This window comes from Phenylobacterium sp., from assembly GCF_004297125.1.
GTDB lineage: Bacteria > Pseudomonadota > Alphaproteobacteria > Caulobacterales > Caulobacteraceae > Phenylobacterium.
This window is the reverse complement of record NZ_SCVD01000001.1, coordinates 98,641-116,687: the sequence shown is the minus strand read 5'-3', so window position 1 is coordinate 116,687 and position 18,047 is coordinate 98,641. Positions and strand designations below refer to the sequence as shown.

Here is an 18,047-nt window from a genome sequence, read left to right as displayed (position 1 = left end):
TGTACCGCGCCATCCACCCGTCAGAGGCGAGAGGCGCGTTGGGAGGAGATTGATTGACCGCCACCGCTGGACGTGACGCGCGCCTTCCCCTGACCCTCGCCCTCGCGTTCGCCGCGACCAGCCTGCCGCTGCAGGCGCTGCAGATCGCCGTGGCCGTCCATCTGCCCGCCTATTTCGCCGCCAGCATCGGGGTCGAACTGACCGTGGTGGCGGCGGCCTTCGCCGCCGTTCGCCTGATCGACGTGCCGATCGAGCCGGCGCTGGGCATCGCCATGGACCGCACCCGCAGCCGCTTCGGCCGCTACCGGCTCTGGATGGTGCTCGGCACGCCCCTGCTGATGCTCGGCCTCTACATGCTGCTGATCGCCCAGGGTGGCGTGGGGACCGCCTACCTGATCGGCTGGCTGCTGGTGATGTACCTGGGGACCTCGATCCTGATGCTCGCGCACCAGGCCTGGGCCGCAACCCTCGCCAAGACCTACGACGACCGGGCGCGCCTGTTCGGGGTGATGGTGGCGGTCGGGGTGACGGGGGCGGTCATGGTGCTGCTGATCCCCATCGTCATGGAGCGGATGGGCTACGCGGAAGCCCAGGGGGTCCAGGCCATGGTCTGGTACCTGATCGTGCTCGCGCCCATTGCCGTGGGGGTGGTGATCTGGCGCACGCCGGAGACCGTGGCGCCGGACGCACCGGGCCTTCGCTTTCGCGTCCGCGACTATCTGCAGCTGGTCACCGACCCTAGCATGGCCCGTATCCTGCTGGCCGACCTGGCGTTGTCGCTGGGCCCTGCCTGGATGGCGGCCCTGTACCTGTTCTACAGCCGCGATCGGATGGGCTTCACCCCGGGCGAGGCCAATATCCTGCTGGCGGTCTACATCCTGGCCGGCGTGGCGGGCGCGCCAGCGCTGGCGTGGATGGCCACCCGGATTAGCAAGCACCGCACGGTGATGCTGTCCGCGGCAGCCTACTCGCTGCTGCTCGTCACCTTGGCCTTCCTGCCGAAGGGCAATGTGCTGGCATCGATCCCGACCCTGTTCTTCACGGGCTTCATGGCGGCCGGCTTCAACGTCCTGACGCGGGCCATGACCGCCGACGTCGCCGACGAGATGCGGCTGAAGCAGGGCAAGGAACGCAGCGGCCTGCTCTTCGCCATGACCACCCTGACCACGAAGATCGCCGCCGGCGGCTCGATCTTCCTGACCTTCAACGTGCTCGACCGGGTGGGCTACGACCCCAAGCTGGGCCAGGCCAACTCGCCCGAGGCCATCGACGCCCTGCTGCTGTCGTTCCTGGTCGGGCCGATCGTGTTCGTCATGCTGGGCGGCGTCTGCCTGATCGGCTACCGCCTGACCGCCGAGCGCGCCGCGGAGGTGCGCCGCCAGCTCGAAGCCCGCGATCACGCCATCCTCTACGACCCCGCCGCGGCCCTGGAAGGCCTGACCGGCGAGGAGATCCCCGCGCCAGGAGCCACCCCATGACCCCCACGACCGCAACGCCGGCGGGACCCGCCGCGCCGACGCCCGACCCGTCGCTGTCGTTCGGGCGCACGCTCGCCTTCTCCGCCACCAGCCTTCCTCTTGTCGCCGTGGTGGTGGCGATCACCGTGCATATGCCGGCCTATTTCGCCGCCAGCATCGGCGTGCCCCTGGTGGCCGTGGCGGCCGCCTTCGCCATCTGCCGCACCATAGACATCCCTATCGAACCCGCCCTCGGCCTGCTGATGGACCGGACCCGCAGCCGCTTCGGTCGCTACCGGCTCTGGACGGTGATCGGGGCGCCGCTGCTGATGCTGGGCCTGTTCATGCTGCTGAGCGCCAGCGAGGGGGTGGGCACGGGCTATCTGATCGCCTGGCTGCTGGTCATGTACCTCGGCATCTCGACCCTGCTGCTCTCGCACGTCGCCTGGGGGGCGACGCTGGCCACGACCTACAACGACCGCGCGCGGATCTTCGGGATCATGGGCGGGGTGGGGGTCGTCGGCGCCCTGGGGGTCCTGGCGATCCCGATCTTCATGGAACGCGCCGGCTACTCCGACGCCGAGGGCGTGCGGGCGATGCTCTGGTACATCATCCTGCTGACGCCGATCACCGTGGGCATCGTGATCTGGCGCACGCCCGAGACCATCGCCCCGGAGGTTCCCGGCCAGCGCTTCCGGCTGCGGGACTACGTCGAGCTCGTCACCCACTCGTGCATGTGGCGCATCCTGCTCGCCGACCTCTGTCTGGTGCTCGGGCCGGGCTGGATGGCGGCGATGTTCCTGTTCTTCAACCGCGACCGCATGGGCTTCACGACGGGCGAGGCCAACATCCTGCTCGCCTTCTACATCGCCGCCGGCCTGTTCGGGGCGCCGACTGCCGGCTGGGTCGCCACCAAGATCGGCAAGCACCGCGCCGCGATGCTGTCGAGCGTGATCTATTCGCTGGCGCTGGTGAGCCTGCTGTTCCTGCCCAAGGGCGACGTCCTGGCGTCGATCCCGACCAACTTCATCACCGGCTTCGTGGCGGCGGGCTTCCAGGCCCTGATCCGCGCGATGGTCGCCGACGTCGCGGACGACATCCGGCTGAGCCAGGGCAAGGAGCGCGCCGGCGTGCTCTATTCGCTCACCACCTCGACCAGCAAGATCGCGCTCGCCGCCTCGATCGTCATCACCTACCCGCTGCTGGCGCAGATCGGCTACGACCCCAAACTGGGCTCCGGCAACACGCCGGAGGCGATCCACGGCCTGACCATCGCCTTCACCACCGGGCCGATCGTCTTCCTGGCGCTGGGGGCTGCTTGCTTCCTCGGCTACAGGCTGACGGCCGAGCGGGCGACGGAGATCCGCCGGCGGCTGGCGGAGCGCGACGCGCAGCTCAGCGAGACCTCGGCGGCGGCCGGCCTGGGCGCGGACCCGGGTCCGATACTGGCGCCAAAGGCGACCTAAGCCAGCTTCCGCGCCAGCTCCAGGAACGCCTGGGCCGCCGCGCTCTCGGTATTGGTCGCGACCAGCGGCCGGCCGGCGTCGCAGGCCTCGCGCAGCGGCACCTCGATGGGGATTTCGGCCAGCAGCGGCACACCCAGCCGCTCGGCCTCTCGCCGGGCGCCGCCGTCGCCGAAGATCGGCACGCGGACGCCCGAGCTGTCGGCGAAATAGGCCATGTTCTCGACCACGCCCAGGATCGGGGCGCCGGTCTTCTCGAACATCTGCGCCGCGCGCCGGGCGTCGATCAGGGCGATCTCCTGCGGGGTCGAGACGATGACCACGCCGTCCATCTTCAGCTTCTGGACCAGGGTGAGCTGGATGTCGCCGGTGCCGGGCGGCAGATCGATGACCAGTACGTCCAGGGGTTCCTGTTCCGTGCCCCAGTTGGAGTTCATCAGACTGCGCAGGGCAGACGACGCCATCGGACCGCGCCAGATGTTGGCCGTGCCCGGCTCGACGATGAAGCCGATGGACATGACCTTCACGCCCCAGGCCTCCATCGGATTGAGGCGTTTCTCCGCGTCGAAGGTGGGATCGCCGTCGACCCCCAGCATGGTCGGCGCGGAGGGGCCGTAGATGTCGGCGTCCAGCAGACCCACGCGCTTGCCCAGCACGGCCAAGGCGGCCGCCAGGTTGACCGAGACGGTGGACTTGCCGACCCCGCCCTTGCCGCTCGCGATGGCGATGACCTTCTTCACGTGCGGAGGCCGCACGGCGTCGACCATCGGATGGAGCTGGGCCTGGGGGTCCTCGGCGATGCGGGCGCGGCGGGCCGCCGGGGGCTCCGGCAGCGCGCCCCGGTGCTCCAGGGGACCCGGGCGGCGGGGGGCGACCTTGAACTGGGCGGTGCTGGGCGCCTGGAGTTCGGAGGTCAGCACGACCTGGGCGACCTCGACCCCGTCGGCCTCGGCCAGGACCTCTTCGGCGCGGTCGCGGACCAGGCGATAGGCGTCGATATCGGCGGGAGCCACCTCCAGCATGAAGGCCGCGCGGCCGCCGCGAAGCACCAGTCCGCGGACGAGGCCCGCGCTGGTCAGGCCCTTGCCGGACTTGGGATCGATCACCGAATCCAGAGCCTGGAGGATCGCCGTCCGGTCGGGACCTGCCGGTTCGCTCATGGCCGCTTTATCTTGCTTTGCGTGTACGGGGGTCTCATATCCGGCTGACAGCGTCGGTTTACAAGCCCGTCGGGGGCTTTAAGCAGCGGTGCTGAAGGACTGCGTAAAGGTCCCGCTTGAGAACGACGCGAACCGCCTGATGCCCTGGAACGACAACGCCAACCCTGGACCCTGGGGTTCACCGTCCGGCGGCGACGACAAGCGCGACCAGCCTCGACGACCTTCCGGCGGCGGCGGGCCTCGGCGGCCCGGCGGACCCGACTTCGGCGGCAGCTTCGACCGGATCGCCCAGCGCCTGCGCGACCTGATGGGCGGCGGCGGCGGGCGACCCCGGCGCGGGCTGGTCCCGATCGTGGCCGGCGGCGCGTTCGCGGCCTGGGCGCTTTCCGGCTTCTACGTGGTCCAGCCCAACGAGCAGGCCATCGTCCTGACCTTCGGGGCCTATTCGCGCTCCGAGACCCCCGGCCTGCGCTATCACCTGCCGACCCCGATCGAGCACGTGGAGAAGGTGCCCGTCACCAGCCTGAAGCGGACGGACGTCGGCGGCAGCGGCCCCGACGCGGACTCTCCCGCCGAGAGCCAGATGCTGACCAGCGACGAGCAGATCGTCGACGTGGATTTCAGCGTCACGTGGCGTGTGGCCGACGCCAGCCGCTACCTGTTCGCGACCCGCGACCCGGAGGGCGCGGTGAAGGCCGTGGCCGAGAGCGCCATGCGCGAGGTGGTGGGCAAGACCCAACTCCAGCCGATCATCTCCACCGGCCGCGGCCTGGTGCAGCAGCAGACCGCCGACCTGATGCAGCGGACGCTGGACGCCTGGGGCGCCGGCATCAGCGTGGTCGAGGTGCAGATCCGTTCGGCCGGCCCGCCGCCTGAAGTTGTGGCGGCCTTCCGCGAAGTGAACAACGCCGAGCAGGACGCCGACAGCGCTGAGAACGAGGCCAACACCTACCGCAACCGCGTGATCAACGAGGCCAAGGGCGACGCGTCGCGAATCACCAACGCCGCCCAGGCCTATCGCGAGCAGGCCGTGCGCGAGGCCACCGGCGAGGCGGCCCGGTTCAACCAGATCTACACCGAGTATCGCCGCGCCCCGGGCGTGACGCGGGACCGGCTCTACATCGAGACCATGCAGCGCATCCTGCAGAATTCGAACAAGGTGGTGGTCGACTCCAAGGGCGCGAGCGCCCCGATCATCCTGCCGCCCGACGTGTTCCGCCCGAAAACCCAGCTGGCGCCACCGCCGCAGGTCGAGGCCGCTCCGGCCCAACCTCAGCCGAAGGGTGGCCAATGACCTCGCGCAGCCTGATGCTCGGCCTCCTGGGCCTGTTCCTCGTCGCCCTGGTCTTCCAGACTTTCTACATCGTCGACCAGCGCCAGCAGGCGATCGTGGTCCAGTTCGGCGACCCCGTGCGGGTGGTGAACCCGCCCGGGCGGAGCCAGGCCGGCCTGAACCTGAAGATCCCCTTCATCGAGCAGGTCATCAAGTTGGACCGGCGAAACATCGCGCTCGAGGCCGAGAAGGAAGAGATCATCACCGCGGGCCAGCAGCGGCTGGTCGTGGACGCCTTCATCCGCTACCGCATCTCCGACCCCCTGCAGTTCTACCGGACGCTTCGCGACGAGGCGACGGCCGCCGACCGGATCGAGCGGCTGGTGAACTCTTCGCTGCGCCAGGTCCTGGGCGCGGCCAGTTCCTCTGACATCATCTCCGGCCGCCGCTCGCAGCTCATGATGCAGGCCCGGCTCGACGTGGACCGCCGCGCCAAGGCCTCGCGCCTGGGCATCGAGGTTATCGACCTTCGCATCCGCCGGGCCGACCTGCCGACCAACAACCGCGAGGCGGTGTTCCGCCGCATGGCGACGTCGCGCCAGCAGGTCGCCGCCCAACTGCGCGCGCAAGGCGAGCAGAAGAAGCGCGAGATCATCGCCGGGGCCGACAAGGAGGTGTCGATCACCTTGGCCACCGCCCGCGAGCAAGCCGGTCAGATCACCGGCGAAGGCGACGCCGTGCGCACGCGGATCTTCGCGCAGAGCTTCGGCAAGGACCCGTCGTTCGCCGCCTTCTTCCGCTCCATGCAGGCCTATGAGGCCAGCCTGGCGAACGGCGACACCACCCTGGTCCTGTCCCCCGACAGCGCCTTCTTCCGCTACTTCGAACGCGGGCCGACGGGGCGATAGGGCCGAAGGTCATCCCGGATTCCGTGCGGCGGAAGACCGGGCCCCTACCGGCGCCTGACTTCCATGGATCGACGGTCCCTGCCTTGGCGTGCCGCGAAGCCGGGATGACGAGCTGAGCGGGCTTGACTTCAGTTATTACGCCTGTAGTAATTTACAGACGTAACGAATGAGGTCGCCCATGCGCCGCATGTCCCTGTTTCTCCTTGCCGCGAGCCTGATCGCCGCGCCGGCCGCCGCCGAGCCCCGGCGAAACCTGACCATGACCCGGGTCGCGGTCGGCGACCTGGACCTCGAAACCGAGGCCGGCGCGGCCGCAATGCTGCGGCGGATCAAGAGCGCGTCGCGGGAACTGTGCGCCCTGCCCCGCTCCGAGATGTTCCCGAACCGCTCGGGCCTCGAGTGGAAGTGCCGGCGCCAGGCGATGGACGCCGCGGTGGAACGCCTGCAGGCGCCGAAGCTGGCCCTCGCCTATGCCGAATGGATCTCCGCAGAACCGGCCGTCGAGCCCCCAAGCCCGCGGTATCGGTGACTGACGCCCCTCCTCCCTCCCCCGGTCGGGAGGAGGGGATTTTTTCGTCAGGCGGCCTGACGTTCGATCCAGGTGCGGACCTCATGCAGATCCTGGGCGATGCGGACGCAGAGCGTCTCCATCTCCTCGGTGGGGTCCAGCATGTCGGGCACCATCACGGTCATCATCCCGGCGGCCGAGGCGGAACGGACGCCGTTGTGGCTGTCCTCCAGCGCCAGGCAGTCGGCCGGGTCGACGCCCAGGGCCCCGGCGGCCAGGAGGAAGGGTTCAGGGTGCGGCTTGCCGCGGGTCTGGACGTCGCGGGTGATCAGGGCGTGGAAGCGGTCGACCAGGCTGTGCGGCCCCAGGCTGAGGCGCACGCTTTCCAGGCTGGACGAGGTGGCGATGGCGCGGGGCAGACCCAGCGCATCCAGTTGGTCGAGGATCTCCACGACCCCGGCCTTCAAGGCGATGCCGGCGCCCAGCTCCTCGCGGAAGTGGGCGCTGACGGCGGCCGACCAGGACTGGAGATCGAAACCGTCGCCGAAGTGCTCGATGAGGATGAGGTCGCTGTGCGCATGCTGTAGCCCGACCATCCGCTGGAAGGTGGCGAACGGCATCTCCCCGCCGAACCCGCCGGCGGCGCGCTGCATGGCGCGGTAGACGACGGTCTCGGTGTCGACGAGCAGGCCGTCCATGTCGAACACGACGGCTTTGATGGGACGGGGAAGCGGCATCAGTCGGTCACGAACTCGGCTTGGGCGTAGCCCTGGAAATAGAGCAGCGCGGTGAGGTCGGCGTGGTCGACCTTGGCGTCGGCCTGGGCCGCCACGATCGGCTTGGCGCGGTAGGCCACGCCCAGGCCCGAGGCCTCGATCATCGCCAGATCGTTGGCGCCGTCCCCCACGGCCAGGGTCGCCGAAAGCGGAATGCCCAGCTTGGCCGCTTCCTCGTTCAGCGCGGCGAGCTTGGCCGCCTTGCCGAGGATCGGTTCGCCCACCGTACCGGCCAGGACGTCGCCGGCCTCGACCAGGGTGTTGGCGCGGTTGGCGTCGAAGCCCGCGGCCTGCGCCACCCGGCTCGTGAAGAAGCTGAAACCGCCGGAGATCAGGAAGGCTTTGGCGCCGTTCGCCGTCATGGTCCGCACCAGCGTCCGGGCGCCGGGGTTCAGCCGCACCCGCTCGTCGTAGGCCCGCTGCAGGTCGGCCAGCGGCAGGCCCTTCAGCATGGCGACGCGCTCGCGCAGGGCGGCCTCGAAGTCCAGTTCGCCGCGCATGGCCCGTTCGGTGATCTCCGAGACGCGGTCCTTCACGCCGGCGAAGTCGGCCAGTTCGTCGATGCACTCGACGTTGATGATCGTGGAGTCCATGTCGGCGATCAGCAGGCGCTTCTTGCGGCCGGCGGCGGGTTGGACGCACCAATCGACGGGCACACCCTCCAAATCGGCTTCGATCCTCGCCCGGAACGAGTCGACATGATCGACCTCAAGCACGTAGTCCTGCGCAAAGACTGGTCCGTTGGCGAGGGACTGCTCGGAGAGGAACTCGGCGCTGCGTAGCGCGTGAAGCTCCATGCCAAAGCCGGACAAACTTGGCGGCACGACGAGGGTGAGGGCAACTTCCATGACGGGCCGCATCTGGCTGATCGCCGGACCGACCGCAAGCGGCAAGTCCGCGCTGGGGCAGAAGCTGGCCCGGGCAACCGGCGGCGAGATCGTCAACGCCGATTCCATGCAGCTCTACGCCGGCCTGCGGACGATCACCGCCGGCCCGGGGCCGGACGAGCTGGCGGTCGCACCGCACCACCTGTTCGGGACCGTCGATCCCGCCGACGGCTGGTCGGTGGGGCGCTGGCTGCGGGCGGCCACGGAGGTGATCGCGGACATCCGGTCCCGTGGTCGCGACGCGGTGGTGGTGGGCGGCACCGGCCTCTATTTCCGCGCCTTGACCCACGGGCTGGCGGACGTCCCGGAGATCCCGGCTGGCGTCCGCGAGGCCGCGGCGGCGGAGTTCGAGACCATGGGCGAGGAGGATTTCCGGGCGCGGCTGGCGGCGGCGGATCCGGCGGCGGCGGCCCGGATCGCTCCCGGCGACCGCCAGCGGCTGGCGCGGGCCTGGGAGGTCTTCGCCGCCACGGGGACCTCGCTCACCGACCACCAGGCCTCGGCGGCCGGCGCCCTGCCCGCCGGATCGTGGACCGCCGCGGCGCTGGAGCCGCCCCGCGAGGCCCTCTACGCGCGCTGCGATGCAAGGCTCGAGAGGATGATTGCAGAGGGCGCCCTGGGCGAGGTGGCGGCGCTGATGGCCCGCGGCCTCGATCCCGCCCTGCCGGCCATGAAGGCGGTGGGCGTGCGCGAACTGGCGGCCCACCTGCGGGGCGAGACCGATCTGCCGACGGCGGTCGCCGCCGCCCAGCAGGAAACCCGGCGCTATGCAAAGCGGCAGATGACGTGGATGCGTGGGCAGATGGGGTCCTGGCCGCGGATCGACGCCGCCGACGCCCGCGACCAATGGCGGCAACTTCTTGCCCTGGAACCCGCCTTGACGGCCTGAGCCCGGCATGCGACATCCCATTTCCTATCTTTCGCGGGAAATCTCGTGCGCAGCATTCTTGTACTCGTAGGGCGACCGTAGCGGACTGACCTAGATGTCAGGACCGATCGGTCGCTTGCACCAGGCCCCCCGCGGGCCTTTTTTATTGCCCAAACCAGAGCCGCCCCCATGACCGCCCATCAGACCATCGAAGCTCAAGCAGACACCATCTCCGGCGCCGAGATGGTCGTGCGCGCCCTCATTGACCAAGGGGTCGAGGTGCTGTTCGGCTATCCGGGCGGCGCGGTGCTGCCGATCTACGACGCCCTGTTCGCCGAGCCGCGGCTGCAGCACGTGCTGGTCCGCCACGAGCAGGGCGCGACCCATGCGGCGGAGGGCTATGCGCGCTCGACCGGCAAGTGCGGCGTGGTGCTGGTCACCTCGGGACCCGGGGCGACCAATGCGGTGACCGGCATCGTCGACGCGCTGATGGACTCGATCCCGATGATCGTGATCACCGGCCAGGTCGCCACCCACCTGATCGGCACCGACGCCTTCCAGGAATGCGACACGATCGGGATCACCCGGCCCTGCACCAAGCACAACTACCTGGTGAAGGACGTCGCCGACCTGCCGCGGATCATCCACGAGGCTTTCCACATCGCCACGTCCGGCCGGCCCGGCCCGGTGGTCATCGACATTCCCAAGGACGTCCAGTTCGGCAAGGGCCTCTACCAGGGCCCGGGCGAGGTGAAGCACGCCCACAACTACGCCCCGCGCGTGAAAGGCGACGCCGGCAAGATCGCCGAGGCGGTGGCGATGATCGCCAAGGCCAAGAAGCCGATCCTCTACACCGGCGGCGGCGTCATCAACGCCGGCCCGCGCGCCTCGGAACTGCTGCGCGAGTTCGCGGCGCTCACCGGCGCGCCGGTCACCTCGACGCTGATGGGCCTGGGCGCCTTCCCTGCGGCGGATCCCAAGTGGCTGGGCATGCTGGGGATGCACGGCTCGTTCGAGGCCAACAACGCCATGCACGACTGCGACGTGATGGTGGCCATCGGCGCGCGCTTCGACGACCGGGTGACCGGCCGCCTGGACGCCTTCGCGCCGACCTCGAAGAAGATCCACATCGACATCGACGCCAGTTCGATTGGCAAGAACGTCCGCGCCGACATCGGCATCGTCGGCGACGCGGGCAACGTCCTGGCGGACATGATCGCCGTCTGGAAGCAGCGGAACCTCGCCACCGACAAGGCCGCCCTGAAGACCTGGTGGACCCAGATCGACGGCTGGCGCGCCCGCAACTCGTTCGGCTATGCGCCGGATACGAAGCTGATCAAGCCGCAGCACGCCATCCAGCGCCTGTACGAACTGACCAAGGACCGCGACACCTACATCACCACCGAGGTCGGCCAGCACCAGATGTGGGCGGCCCAGTTCTACCGCTTCGAGGAGCCGAACCGCTGGATGACCTCCGGCGGCCTGGGCACCATGGGCTATGGGCTGCCGGCGGCGGTGGGCGTGCAGATGGCGCACCCGAACAGCCTGGTCATCGACATCGCCGGCGACGCCTCGGTTCAGATGACCATGCAGGAGATCTCGACCGCCGTGCAGTACGACCTGCCAATCAAGATCTTCATCCTCAACAACGAGTGGATGGGCATGGTCCGCCAATGGCAGCAGCTGCTGCACGGCGAGCGCTACTCGCACTCCTACTCGTCCAGCCTGCCCGACTTCGTGAAGCTGGCCGAGGCCTACGGCGGCGTCGGCTTCCGCGCCGAACACCCCGACGAACTGGACGACAAGATCCTGCAGATGATCGAGGTGAAGAAGCCGGTGCTGTTCGACTGCCGGGTCACCAAGGAAGAAAACTGCTTCCCGATGATCCCCTCCGGCAAGGCCCACAACGAGATGATCATGGCCGAGGAGACCCGCGACCTCGGCACGATCATCGACGACGCCGGCAAGCGGCTGGTCTAGCCATTCATCTGACGCCTTTCCGGGCCTAGGATGGGCGCCTCTCGACAGGAGGCGCCCATGTCCGACCACGGCCGTTTCATCTGGTACGAACTGATGACCCCCGACATTGCCGGGGCGAAGGCGTTCTACGGCGACGTCGTCGGTTGGACCGCCACGAAGATGCCCGGCGACATGGAATATTGGGTCCTGGAGGCCGACGGCCTCGGCGTCGGCGGCGTCATGCTGCTGGGTGAGGAGCACAAGGCCCAGGGGATTCCGCCGAACTGGACCGGCTACGTCGCGGTCGACGACTGTGACGCCGCCGCGCAGAAGGCGACGTCGCTGGGCGGGTCGGTGATGCGCGAGCCCCAGGACATCCCGGGCATCGGCCGCTTCGCCATCGTCGCCGATCCGACGGGCGCGGTGTTCGCCATCATGAAGCCGGTCCCGCCGGAGAATTCTCGGCCCAAGCCAGCCGAGGGCGCCTTGGGCCATACCGGGTGGCGCGAACTGTACAGCGGGCCTCCCGACACGACCTTCCTCTTCTATGCGGGCCTGTTCGGCTGGACGCGGGACGAGGCCCACGACATGGGCCCGATGGGCGTCTACCAGCTCTTCAGCAACCAGGACGGGCAGGTCGGCGGCATGATGAAACGGCCCGACAACGTCCCGGCCGCCTGCTGGCTCTACTACTTCAAGATCGGCGACATCGACGCGGCCGCTGGCCGCGTGAAGGCCGGAGGCGGACAGGTGCTGAACGGTCCGATGGAGACGCCCGGCGGCGACTGGGTGCTGCAGGGCATGGATCCCCAGGGCGCCATGTTCTGCCTGATGGGCAAGAAGGGCTGAGGCCTGCTCGGCGGGAAGCCTCGAAGAGCCTAGAACGTCGCCGATGAGTCGAACGACACCCGCCACCCTCGCCCTCGACAGAGCCGGCGTCGCCTATCGGCTCGCGACCTACGACTACGACCCGGGCGCCGAGCGCGTGGGATTGCAGGCGGCCGAGGCCCTGGGCGTCGCGCCGGGCGAGGTGCTGAAGACCCTCATGGTCAAGGCCGACGGCAAGCCCGCCTGCGTCGTCCTGGCCTCGGACCGCGAGGTCTCCATGAAGAAGCTGGCCGCCGCCCTGGGCGCGAAGACGGCGGAAATGATGAAGCCGGCCGACGCCGAGCGGCTGACCGGCTACCGCGTGGGTGGCGTCAGCCCGTTCGGCCAGAAGCGCGCCGCGCCAACGGTGGTCGACGCGGACGCCGCCGCCCTGCCGGAAGCCTTCGTCAACGCCGGCCAGCGCGGCCTGCAGGCGCGGCTTGTCCCCGCCGACCTGGTGCGCGTGCTGGGCGCGAAGGTGGCGGCGATCAGCTAGCGGGACGCCCCTATGCGGGACATCACCTCGGCCGGGATCCGATAGCGCTCGATCAACTCGCGGTGGTCCGTCAGGTCGCCGGCCTCGTGCTGCACAACCAGTCGCCAGACGGCTTCGACCGCGGCGTCCAGCAGGGCCTGGCGTTCCTCCGGATCGCGCTGGTCGCCGTCGTGGGCGCGCAACGCCCGCAATGTTCGCTCGACATCCCGTTCGGTGTGCCCGACGGCGCTGTCGATCTCTTCCAGCAGGTCGAACCTCAAGTTGGCCTCGCCGGTGTCCACGTGGGCCGGCTCGGCGAGGTGTTGAGGCAATCTGAGTGCGGACATGCCGCCTCCCGGGTTCTCGATGACCCCCAAGACCTCCACCTTAACACCAATGCCGCGGGCCGGCGCCCCGTTCCCGGAGTTGTGACCGCTAAGCCTTCAGCCGCAGCTGGCCCATGTAGTCGCGCTTGCCCAGCGGCGCGCCGGCCTGGCGCAGGATGTCGTAGGCCGTGGTGGCGTGGAAATGCAGGTTCGGGATCGAGAACGACATCAGGAAGTTCTCCACCGTGAACGGCATCTCGCGCGAGCCGATCCGGAAAAGCACCTCGCCGCCCTCCAGCGAATTGACCTCGTCACGGGTCAGGGTCTGGAGCTGGGCCCGGGCGTCGGCCACCAGGGCCTGCAGCCCGGCGTAGTCCAGCTCGCCGACGGCCCCGGGCGGCGCGAAATGGCCGGCCTTCGCGCCTTCCAGCGCCCCGCGGGAGTGGTGCGCCACCGAGGCGATCTGGAAGCGGAACGGCAGCATGTCGTCGTGCAGCCGGGCGCCGACGATGCTCTCCGGATCGAGGCCCGTCTCCCTGCAGTGGGCGAGGCCTTTTCCAAGGAACCCCTGCACGGCGCCCAGCACCTGCAGGAACGATGCGACGCTGACGTCGTAGAGTGAAATCGCCATGGTCCGGGCCCCTTCGTCCGACGGCCGTGACCATGCGCGGGCGCCCCTACGGAGGCCAATCGAAATCGGAGTCAGCGCGCGCCCAGCCGGACCAGGACCTCGCGTGGGATGCCGTACTGGGCGATGACGTCGGCCCGGTTGCGCAGGCCCATCACCTCACGCTGGACGAAGTAGCCCCACACGGCGTCTGCCGCCGCCCTCAGGGCTTCGGCCCGCCCCTCCCCGCCGGGGTGGTCGCGCAGCGCGGCCAGCGCCGCCTCGACCTTGCGGCCGGCCCGCCCCAGCGCGTGGGCCTGTTCCTCCATCAGCTCGTAGTGGAGCACGCCCTCGGCGGTCTCGAACTTGAGCCGTGCGGACAGATTCTGCGGCGGGCGGAACGAGGACATCGGCAACCATCTTGGCTCCCGATGTCCTCGGCGCAAGGGCCCTACCCGGCGCGGGGGCGCGGTCCGATCAGACGCCAAACACCTCGACGAGGTCTTCGGCGACGGAAGGGAGCCGCCAGCCTCGCCCCACGTCGCGGCAAAGCGCGCGCTCGAGCTGCCAGCCGCTGCGGCCGACATGGACCCCCATCGCGGCGAGTTCCGCGATCAGCGACGCCCGCGAGTCCTTGTCGATGGCGGCGTTGTTAGGCCCCTTCGCCTCCTCCAGCCGCCAGCCGAAGATGGCGTCGCGTCCGATCTCCACGATGGCGCCGGGGTTGCCGGTCCACTCGTAGTAGGCCGAGAAGCCGCTCACGGCGTGGGCCACCCGCGTCGCCAGGCAGTTGTCGTAGCGGCGGGCCGCGTCGCGCATGGCCGCCTTGGTGGTCAAGGGCCGCAGCCTCGGCGTGCCCTCGAACGGCGGCGGCGGCGGCTCGGGATAGAGGTCCTCGCGAACCGCCTCGAACAGCGCGGCTTCGGTCTCGGCCCCGGCCCAACGGGTCGCGGCGGCCTCCGCGGCGTCCGCGCCCGAGCGGCAGGCGATGGCCGCGGCGGCCTCGGCGACCGCAGCCGCCGCGTCGTCGGTGATCAGGGCGGCCAGCGCCAGCGACCGGCGCAGGGGGCCGGGCAGCCGGCCCAGGCGCGCGACCGCGCCCGCGTCGATGGCCTCGGCGTGGCGCAGCAGCTTCGCCGCCTTCGGGTCGGCCAGCAGTTCGACCAGCCTGCGGTAGGCCTCGGCCGTCCAGGCGGTTTCGCCCAGCCGGCCCAGCGCCCGCTCCAGCCCCGGCGGCGAACGGTCCAGCGCAATGCAGATAGCCTCACGCAGCCGGCCGCGCAGGACCGTCTCGGCCACAGCGGCCAGATCCCGCTCGACGGCGAGGGCCAGGCACACGAGATGGCGCCGCGCCGAGGGCGCGGTCAGGAACGCGGTGTGAGGATCGGGCCACAGCCGGGCCACGTCCGGGGCGAAATCGCCCGCCACCAGTTTGAGGAGGGCGGTAGGTTCGGTCCGCGCCGGGACCGGGACCACGCCCGAGAACAGCTTGAACATCTTAGGCTCCGAGGGATGCGCCGTGATCCCAGGGAGCACAGCGCGGTCAGCGTCGTTGGATCGGCGCGTCCGGCTCAGAGCCGACGCGCACGCGCAGGTCCGCCCAGGGGCGTCCCGTTCCTTGCGTGTGATTGTGCGTCGTCATGCGTGGCTCTCGTTCGAGAAGGCGCGTCGTGTCCCACGGGAACCCGGCGCGCCGCAAGGCATAGGTTAACGCGTTATGCGAGACGGCGGCCGGCTGTGGCCGCCGCGCAACGCCAATAGTCATCCGCCGTAGAAGAACCGCTCTTCGGCGATCTTGCCGTCCTTGATCGTGTAGACGCCGACCTCGTCGAAGGTCGTGCGCTCACCGCCCTTGGGCGTCAGGTCCATCTTGAACCGCACCACGAACTGGTCGCCGTTGACGTATGGGCCCTCGACCACGCTTTCGTGGACCTCGTGGTTGGCGGCCCACCACTCGCCCTTGGCGCGAACGCCGGCCTTGCCCTGGATCCGGGCCATGTCGCCCTCCATCGCCTCCAGGCTGACGACGTCGTCAGCCCAGTACTTCTCGCCGGAAGCGTCGAACTCTCCCCGCTTCAGCATGGCGACCAGGTCCTGTGCGACCTCTTGGGTGGTGGGCATGGGGTGTCTCCTTGCGATGCCAGGCGAGAACCCTAGGCTTCGATGGTGACAGCGTGCTGGCAACAGCCGTGCGAGTTGCGGGCGGGCGCGTCCTGTGACACCTCCTGCGCACCGCTCAGGAACCGCCCGATGACCGACACCCAGCCCGCCTCTGTCTACGACCTTGCGCACGCCGAGCAGGAGGAGAGCCGCGCCACGTTCGCCGTGCTGGTGGATAACGAGCCTGGGGTGCTGCACCGGGTGGTCGGCCTCTTCGCGGCGCGCGGCTACAACATCGACAGCCTGACGGTCGCCGAGACCGACGGCAGCAACCACACCAGCCGGATCACCATCGTCACGCGCGGCACGCCCCAGGTGCTGAGCCAGATCGAGGCCCAGCTCCAGAAGATGGTCTCCACCCGGCATGTGCAGGACGTGACCAGGGATCCCAACGGCATCGAGCGCGAACTGGCCCTGGTCAAGGTGCGCGGCACGGGCGCCGAGCGGGTCGAGGCGCTGAGGGTCTCGGACATCTTCCGCGCGAAGGTGGTCGACACCACCCATGAGAGCTTCGTGTTCGAACTGACCGGCGCCTCGTCCAAGATCGACAAGTACGTGGACCTGATGCGCGGCCTGGGCCTGGTCGAGGTGTCCCGCACCGGCGTGCTCTCGCTACAGCGGGGCGTCGAAGTCTTCTAAGGCGGGCGGGAACAACCGCGCCGCCCGGCCTCTTTCATGGCGTGTTGTCGATACGCGCCACCCTCGCCGTCCTGATCGCGCTCGGCCTGGCCGCGCCTGCGTCCGCGCAGTTGCCGCTGATCATCCCGATCCCCGGCAAGAAGGCGAAGCCCACGGTGATCGGGCCGCCGCCCGGCACGCCCCCCGCCGAGGCCGAGATATGGCCGTTCCCGCCGCCCGAGCCGAAAAGCTGGTGGGACGACAAGCGGCCGAAGGCGTCCGAGGCCGCCGACCCGCTGGGAGGCCGCCGTATGCGCCGGGGCGAGAAGCTGGCGTCCCCGGATAATGGCGTGGCGCCGTCCACGTACCGACTCTGGGGCCTGATGCCGCTGCAATGGCAGCTGCTGCGGGGCGACGAGATGATCCTGGAGCTGTGGACCCGGCCCGCCAACAGCGTGCGCCAGAGCGTGACCCGAATCACGGTCCGCGGCGACGGCGAGGTGTTCGTGCAGGGCCGCGCCGGCCTGGCCTGCTGCGAAGCGGTGATCGGCCGGCGGATGGGGTTCGACGACAAGCTGCCGGCGGGGTCTGCGCCGCGGTTCCTGGGCCTGCGCGACCTGCCGCTGTGGAGGTCGCCGCGCGATGTCCGCGTGGTGGAGCCGGACGCCGCCGACGCCCTCTGCCTAGAAGGCACCTTCTACGACCTGACCCTGGCGACGCCCGGGCGGACAATCACCCTGCACCGGGCCTGCGACCCCGCCGAGGTGGGCGAGGCCGCCGAGGTGCTGGAGGCGGTGCTGGGCGCGGCCCTGGGCCACGACGCCCGCTTCGACGTGATCTTCCCCGGCGGCGCGAACTTCGCCAACGCCAGGGGCGCCTATCGAGACCTGATGGCGGGCGGCGGGCGCCTGAAGGTCAATCCGGACGCCCGCGCACCGCCGCCGGGGGCCGAGGCCGCACCCCGCCCCGAAGTTGAACCCGAGGCTACGCCGCCCGACTCCCGGCCGCCATCTGCGCCATCCGCGCCCGGATCTGCTCGTCCGTCGCCCCCGACGCCCGCGCTGACCGGATCGCCAGGTGGCGGACGGTGACGAACTGGATCGCGAACAGCGCGATCTTCGAGACCAGCGGGAAGATCGCCAGGAACGCTGGCCAGACCGCCGGCGCCAGGATCGCGACGGCCAGATTGGCCGCGCCGGTCACGAACATCAGGCCAGCCCAGACATAGCCGAACGCGATCATCGGTCCCTCGCCATGGCCCTCGGCCGCCGGCGGCATGTAGCGAAGCATCCAGCCCCTCTGGAGCATCACCACGCCGACGATGGCGTAGACGATCGTGGGCTTGGCCATCAGGAACCGCGCGTCGTGCGCCAGGATGCTGGCCGTCCCGAACACCAGCACCAGGGCCAGGCTGGCCCACTGCAGCCGCGAGATGTCTCGCTTGGTCACCTTCATGAACGCGATCTGCGCCACGCCCAGCGCGATCGACGCCGCCGTGGCCATGACCACGTCGACCTTCAGGGCCACCAGGACGGCGAAGACGAGGGTGGGAAGAAGGTCCGTGCCCAGCGCGCGGCCGGCGTAGATCAGGTTGCCCATGGGAATACTCCTTGGCGTGAAATCCGATGTCGCCGAGGCTAGCGGGACGCCCGCCAAACCCGTGAGTCCGCTCACGAAACCCAGGTGGCCGTCCGCGAAAACCCGCCCGCCGTCGGCGCTTCGCGAATGGAATCTC

20 protein-coding genes are annotated in these 18,047 nt (G+C 69.8%); 11 read left to right on the top strand and 9 right to left on the bottom strand.

All coding sequences use genetic code 11. The annotated features are described in order from the left end of the window. Positions 1–53: 53 nt before the first annotated feature. Positions 54–1,478: an MFS transporter gene (locus EPO51_RS00535; RefSeq protein WP_293344870.1), complete on the top strand. Its 1,425-nt coding sequence runs from the start codon at positions 54–56 to the stop codon at positions 1,476–1,478. After that, a complete protein-coding gene (locus EPO51_RS00530) occupies positions 1,475–2,923 on the top strand; it encodes an MFS transporter (protein WP_293344868.1) in 1,449 nt (482 codons plus the stop codon). The genes EPO51_RS00535 and EPO51_RS00530 overlap by 4 nt, the downstream gene beginning before the upstream one ends. Here the strand turns inward: EPO51_RS00530 and EPO51_RS00525 are convergent. Beyond that, positions 2,920–4,080: an Mrp/NBP35 family ATP-binding protein gene (locus EPO51_RS00525; RefSeq protein ID WP_293344866.1), complete on the bottom strand. Its 1,161-nt coding sequence runs from the start codon at positions 4,078–4,080 to the stop codon at positions 2,920–2,922. The two genes, EPO51_RS00530 and EPO51_RS00525, sit on opposite strands and share 4 nt — an antisense overlap. Before the next feature lie 139 nt (positions 4,081–4,219). Between EPO51_RS00525 and hflK the strand changes: the two genes are divergently transcribed. From hflK to EPO51_RS00510, 3 genes are all read left to right on the top strand, one after another. Next, positions 4,220–5,374, top strand: a complete 1,155-nt coding sequence (gene hflK / locus EPO51_RS00520) for an FtsH protease activity modulator HflK (protein ID WP_293344864.1) — start codon at positions 4,220–4,222, stop codon at positions 5,372–5,374. Next, on the top strand, positions 5,371–6,261 hold the full coding sequence (hflC, locus tag EPO51_RS00515; protein WP_293344862.1) for a protease modulator HflC: 891 nt from the start codon (positions 5,371–5,373) through the stop codon (positions 6,259–6,261). Before hflK ends, hflC begins: the two co-directional genes overlap by 4 nt. A 178-nt stretch (positions 6,262–6,439) precedes the next feature. Continuing rightward, the gene (locus EPO51_RS00510; RefSeq protein ID WP_293344860.1) at positions 6,440–6,790 is read left to right on the top strand and encodes a UrcA family protein; all 351 of its coding nucleotides are present in this window, start codon (positions 6,440–6,442) and stop codon (positions 6,788–6,790) included. A gap of 47 nt (positions 6,791–6,837) precedes the next feature. On the opposite strand, the gene EPO51_RS00505 is transcribed toward EPO51_RS00510, so the two are convergent. Both EPO51_RS00505 and serB read right to left on the bottom strand, forming a co-directional pair. Further along, positions 6,838–7,506, bottom strand: a complete 669-nt coding sequence (locus tag EPO51_RS00505; protein ID WP_293344858.1) for an HAD family hydrolase — start codon at positions 7,504–7,506, stop codon at positions 6,838–6,840. Then, positions 7,506–8,393: a phosphoserine phosphatase SerB gene (gene serB / locus EPO51_RS00500; RefSeq protein WP_465246581.1), complete on the bottom strand. Its 888-nt coding sequence runs from the start codon at positions 8,391–8,393 to the stop codon at positions 7,506–7,508. The genes EPO51_RS00505 and serB overlap by 1 nt, the downstream gene beginning before the upstream one ends. Here serB and miaA point away from each other — a divergent pair. The 4 genes from miaA to ybaK all read left to right on the top strand — a co-directional run bounded on the left by miaA (position 8,392) and on the right by ybaK (position 12,622). Further along, entirely contained in the window at positions 8,392–9,321 is a 930-nt protein-coding gene (miaA, locus tag EPO51_RS00495) for a tRNA (adenosine(37)-N6)-dimethylallyltransferase MiaA (protein WP_293344856.1), read from the top strand. The genes serB and miaA overlap by 2 nt on opposite strands. Before the next feature lie 168 nt (positions 9,322–9,489). Continuing rightward, the gene (locus EPO51_RS00490) at positions 9,490–11,280 is read left to right on the top strand and encodes an acetolactate synthase 3 large subunit (protein ID WP_293344854.1); all 1,791 of its coding nucleotides are present in this window, start codon (positions 9,490–9,492) and stop codon (positions 11,278–11,280) included. 57 nt (positions 11,281–11,337) lie between these two features. After that, a complete protein-coding gene (locus tag EPO51_RS00485) occupies positions 11,338–12,108 on the top strand; it encodes a VOC family protein (protein WP_293344852.1) in 771 nt (256 codons plus the stop codon). Between the two features lie 43 nt (positions 12,109–12,151). Further along, entirely contained in the window at positions 12,152–12,622 is a 471-nt protein-coding gene (ybaK, locus tag EPO51_RS00480) for a Cys-tRNA(Pro) deacylase (RefSeq protein WP_293344850.1), read from the top strand. Here the strand turns inward: ybaK and EPO51_RS00475 are convergent. From EPO51_RS00475 to EPO51_RS00455, 5 genes are all read right to left on the bottom strand, one after another. Next, positions 12,619–12,948, bottom strand: coding sequence for a DUF6665 family protein (locus tag EPO51_RS00475; RefSeq protein WP_293344848.1), 330 nt, complete (start codon positions 12,946–12,948; stop codon positions 12,619–12,621). The genes ybaK and EPO51_RS00475 overlap by 4 nt on opposite strands. Positions 12,949–13,036: 88 nt before the next feature. Continuing rightward, positions 13,037–13,558 carry a DUF1993 domain-containing protein gene (locus tag EPO51_RS00470; protein WP_293344846.1) on the bottom strand — a complete coding sequence of 174 codons (522 nt, stop codon included), beginning with the start codon at positions 13,556–13,558 and terminating at the stop codon, positions 13,037–13,039. A 71-nt stretch (positions 13,559–13,629) separates the two neighbouring features. Beyond that, positions 13,630–13,944 (bottom strand): DUF6665 family protein, encoded by a 315-nt coding sequence (locus EPO51_RS00465; RefSeq protein WP_293344844.1) that lies wholly within the window; start codon positions 13,942–13,944, stop codon positions 13,630–13,632. A gap of 67 nt (positions 13,945–14,011) precedes the next feature. Next, the gene (locus EPO51_RS00460) at positions 14,012–15,031 is read right to left on the bottom strand and encodes a hypothetical protein (protein WP_293344842.1); all 1,020 of its coding nucleotides are present in this window, start codon (positions 15,029–15,031) and stop codon (positions 14,012–14,014) included. A 264-nt stretch (positions 15,032–15,295) separates the two neighbouring features. Further along, positions 15,296–15,655 carry a SnoaL-like domain-containing protein gene (locus EPO51_RS00455; RefSeq protein ID WP_293344840.1) on the bottom strand — a complete coding sequence of 120 codons (360 nt, stop codon included), beginning with the start codon at positions 15,653–15,655 and terminating at the stop codon, positions 15,296–15,298. A gap of 129 nt (positions 15,656–15,784) precedes the next feature. Between EPO51_RS00455 and ilvN the strand changes: the two genes are divergently transcribed. Together ilvN and EPO51_RS00445 are read left to right on the top strand one after the other, a co-directional pair. Further along, positions 15,785–16,333 (top strand): acetolactate synthase small subunit, encoded by a 549-nt coding sequence (ilvN, locus tag EPO51_RS00450; protein ID WP_293344838.1) that lies wholly within the window; start codon positions 15,785–15,787, stop codon positions 16,331–16,333. A 44-nt stretch (positions 16,334–16,377) separates the two neighbouring features. Beyond that, a complete protein-coding gene (locus EPO51_RS00445) occupies positions 16,378–17,403 on the top strand; it encodes a hypothetical protein (RefSeq protein ID WP_293344836.1) in 1,026 nt (341 codons plus the stop codon). Here the strand turns inward: EPO51_RS00445 and EPO51_RS00440 are convergent. Beyond that, positions 17,297–17,911 (bottom strand): inner membrane-spanning protein YciB, encoded by a 615-nt coding sequence (locus EPO51_RS00440; RefSeq protein WP_293344834.1) that lies wholly within the window; start codon positions 17,909–17,911, stop codon positions 17,297–17,299. The genes EPO51_RS00445 and EPO51_RS00440 overlap by 107 nt on opposite strands. Positions 17,912–18,047: the final 136 nt, after the last annotated feature.

Excerpts from the sequence above, each read along its gene's own strand:
- EPO51_RS00490 (WP_293344854.1), top strand. The coding sequence starts at position 9,490 with ATGACCGCCCATCAGACCATCGAAGCTCAAGCAGACACCATCTCCGGC.
- ilvN (WP_293344838.1), top strand. The coding sequence starts at position 15,785 with ATGACCGACACCCAGCCCGCCTCTGTCTACGACCTTGCGCACGCCGAG.
- serB (WP_465246581.1), bottom strand. The coding sequence starts at position 8,393 with ATGGAAGTTGCCCTCACCCTCGTCGTGCCGCCAAGTTTGTCCGGCTTT.
- EPO51_RS00505 (WP_293344858.1), bottom strand. The coding sequence starts at position 7,506 with ATGCCGCTTCCCCGTCCCATCAAAGCCGTCGTGTTCGACATGGACGGC.
- hflK (WP_293344864.1), top strand. The coding sequence starts at position 4,220 with ATGCCCTGGAACGACAACGCCAACCCTGGACCCTGGGGTTCACCGTCC.
- EPO51_RS00465 (WP_293344844.1), bottom strand. The coding sequence starts at position 13,944 with ATGTCCTCGTTCCGCCCGCCGCAGAATCTGTCCGCACGGCTCAAGTTC.
- hflC (WP_293344862.1), top strand. The coding sequence starts at position 5,371 with ATGACCTCGCGCAGCCTGATGCTCGGCCTCCTGGGCCTGTTCCTCGTC.
- EPO51_RS00470 (WP_293344846.1), bottom strand. The coding sequence starts at position 13,558 with ATGGCGATTTCACTCTACGACGTCAGCGTCGCATCGTTCCTGCAGGTG.
- ybaK (WP_293344850.1), top strand. The coding sequence starts at position 12,152 with ATGAGTCGAACGACACCCGCCACCCTCGCCCTCGACAGAGCCGGCGTC.
- EPO51_RS00455 (WP_293344840.1), bottom strand. The coding sequence starts at position 15,655 with ATGCCCACCACCCAAGAGGTCGCACAGGACCTGGTCGCCATGCTGAAG.
- EPO51_RS00525 (WP_293344866.1), bottom strand. The coding sequence starts at position 4,080 with ATGAGCGAACCGGCAGGTCCCGACCGGACGGCGATCCTCCAGGCTCTG.
- EPO51_RS00485 (WP_293344852.1), top strand. The coding sequence starts at position 11,338 with ATGTCCGACCACGGCCGTTTCATCTGGTACGAACTGATGACCCCCGAC.
- EPO51_RS00510 (WP_293344860.1), top strand. The coding sequence starts at position 6,440 with ATGCGCCGCATGTCCCTGTTTCTCCTTGCCGCGAGCCTGATCGCCGCG.
- EPO51_RS00530 (WP_293344868.1), top strand. The coding sequence starts at position 1,475 with ATGACCCCCACGACCGCAACGCCGGCGGGACCCGCCGCGCCGACGCCC.
- miaA (WP_293344856.1), top strand. The coding sequence starts at position 8,392 with ATGACGGGCCGCATCTGGCTGATCGCCGGACCGACCGCAAGCGGCAAG.
- EPO51_RS00475 (WP_293344848.1), bottom strand. The coding sequence starts at position 12,948 with ATGTCCGCACTCAGATTGCCTCAACACCTCGCCGAGCCGGCCCACGTG.
- EPO51_RS00440 (WP_293344834.1), bottom strand. The coding sequence starts at position 17,911 with ATGGGCAACCTGATCTACGCCGGCCGCGCGCTGGGCACGGACCTTCTT.
- EPO51_RS00460 (WP_293344842.1), bottom strand. The coding sequence starts at position 15,031 with ATGTTCAAGCTGTTCTCGGGCGTGGTCCCGGTCCCGGCGCGGACCGAA.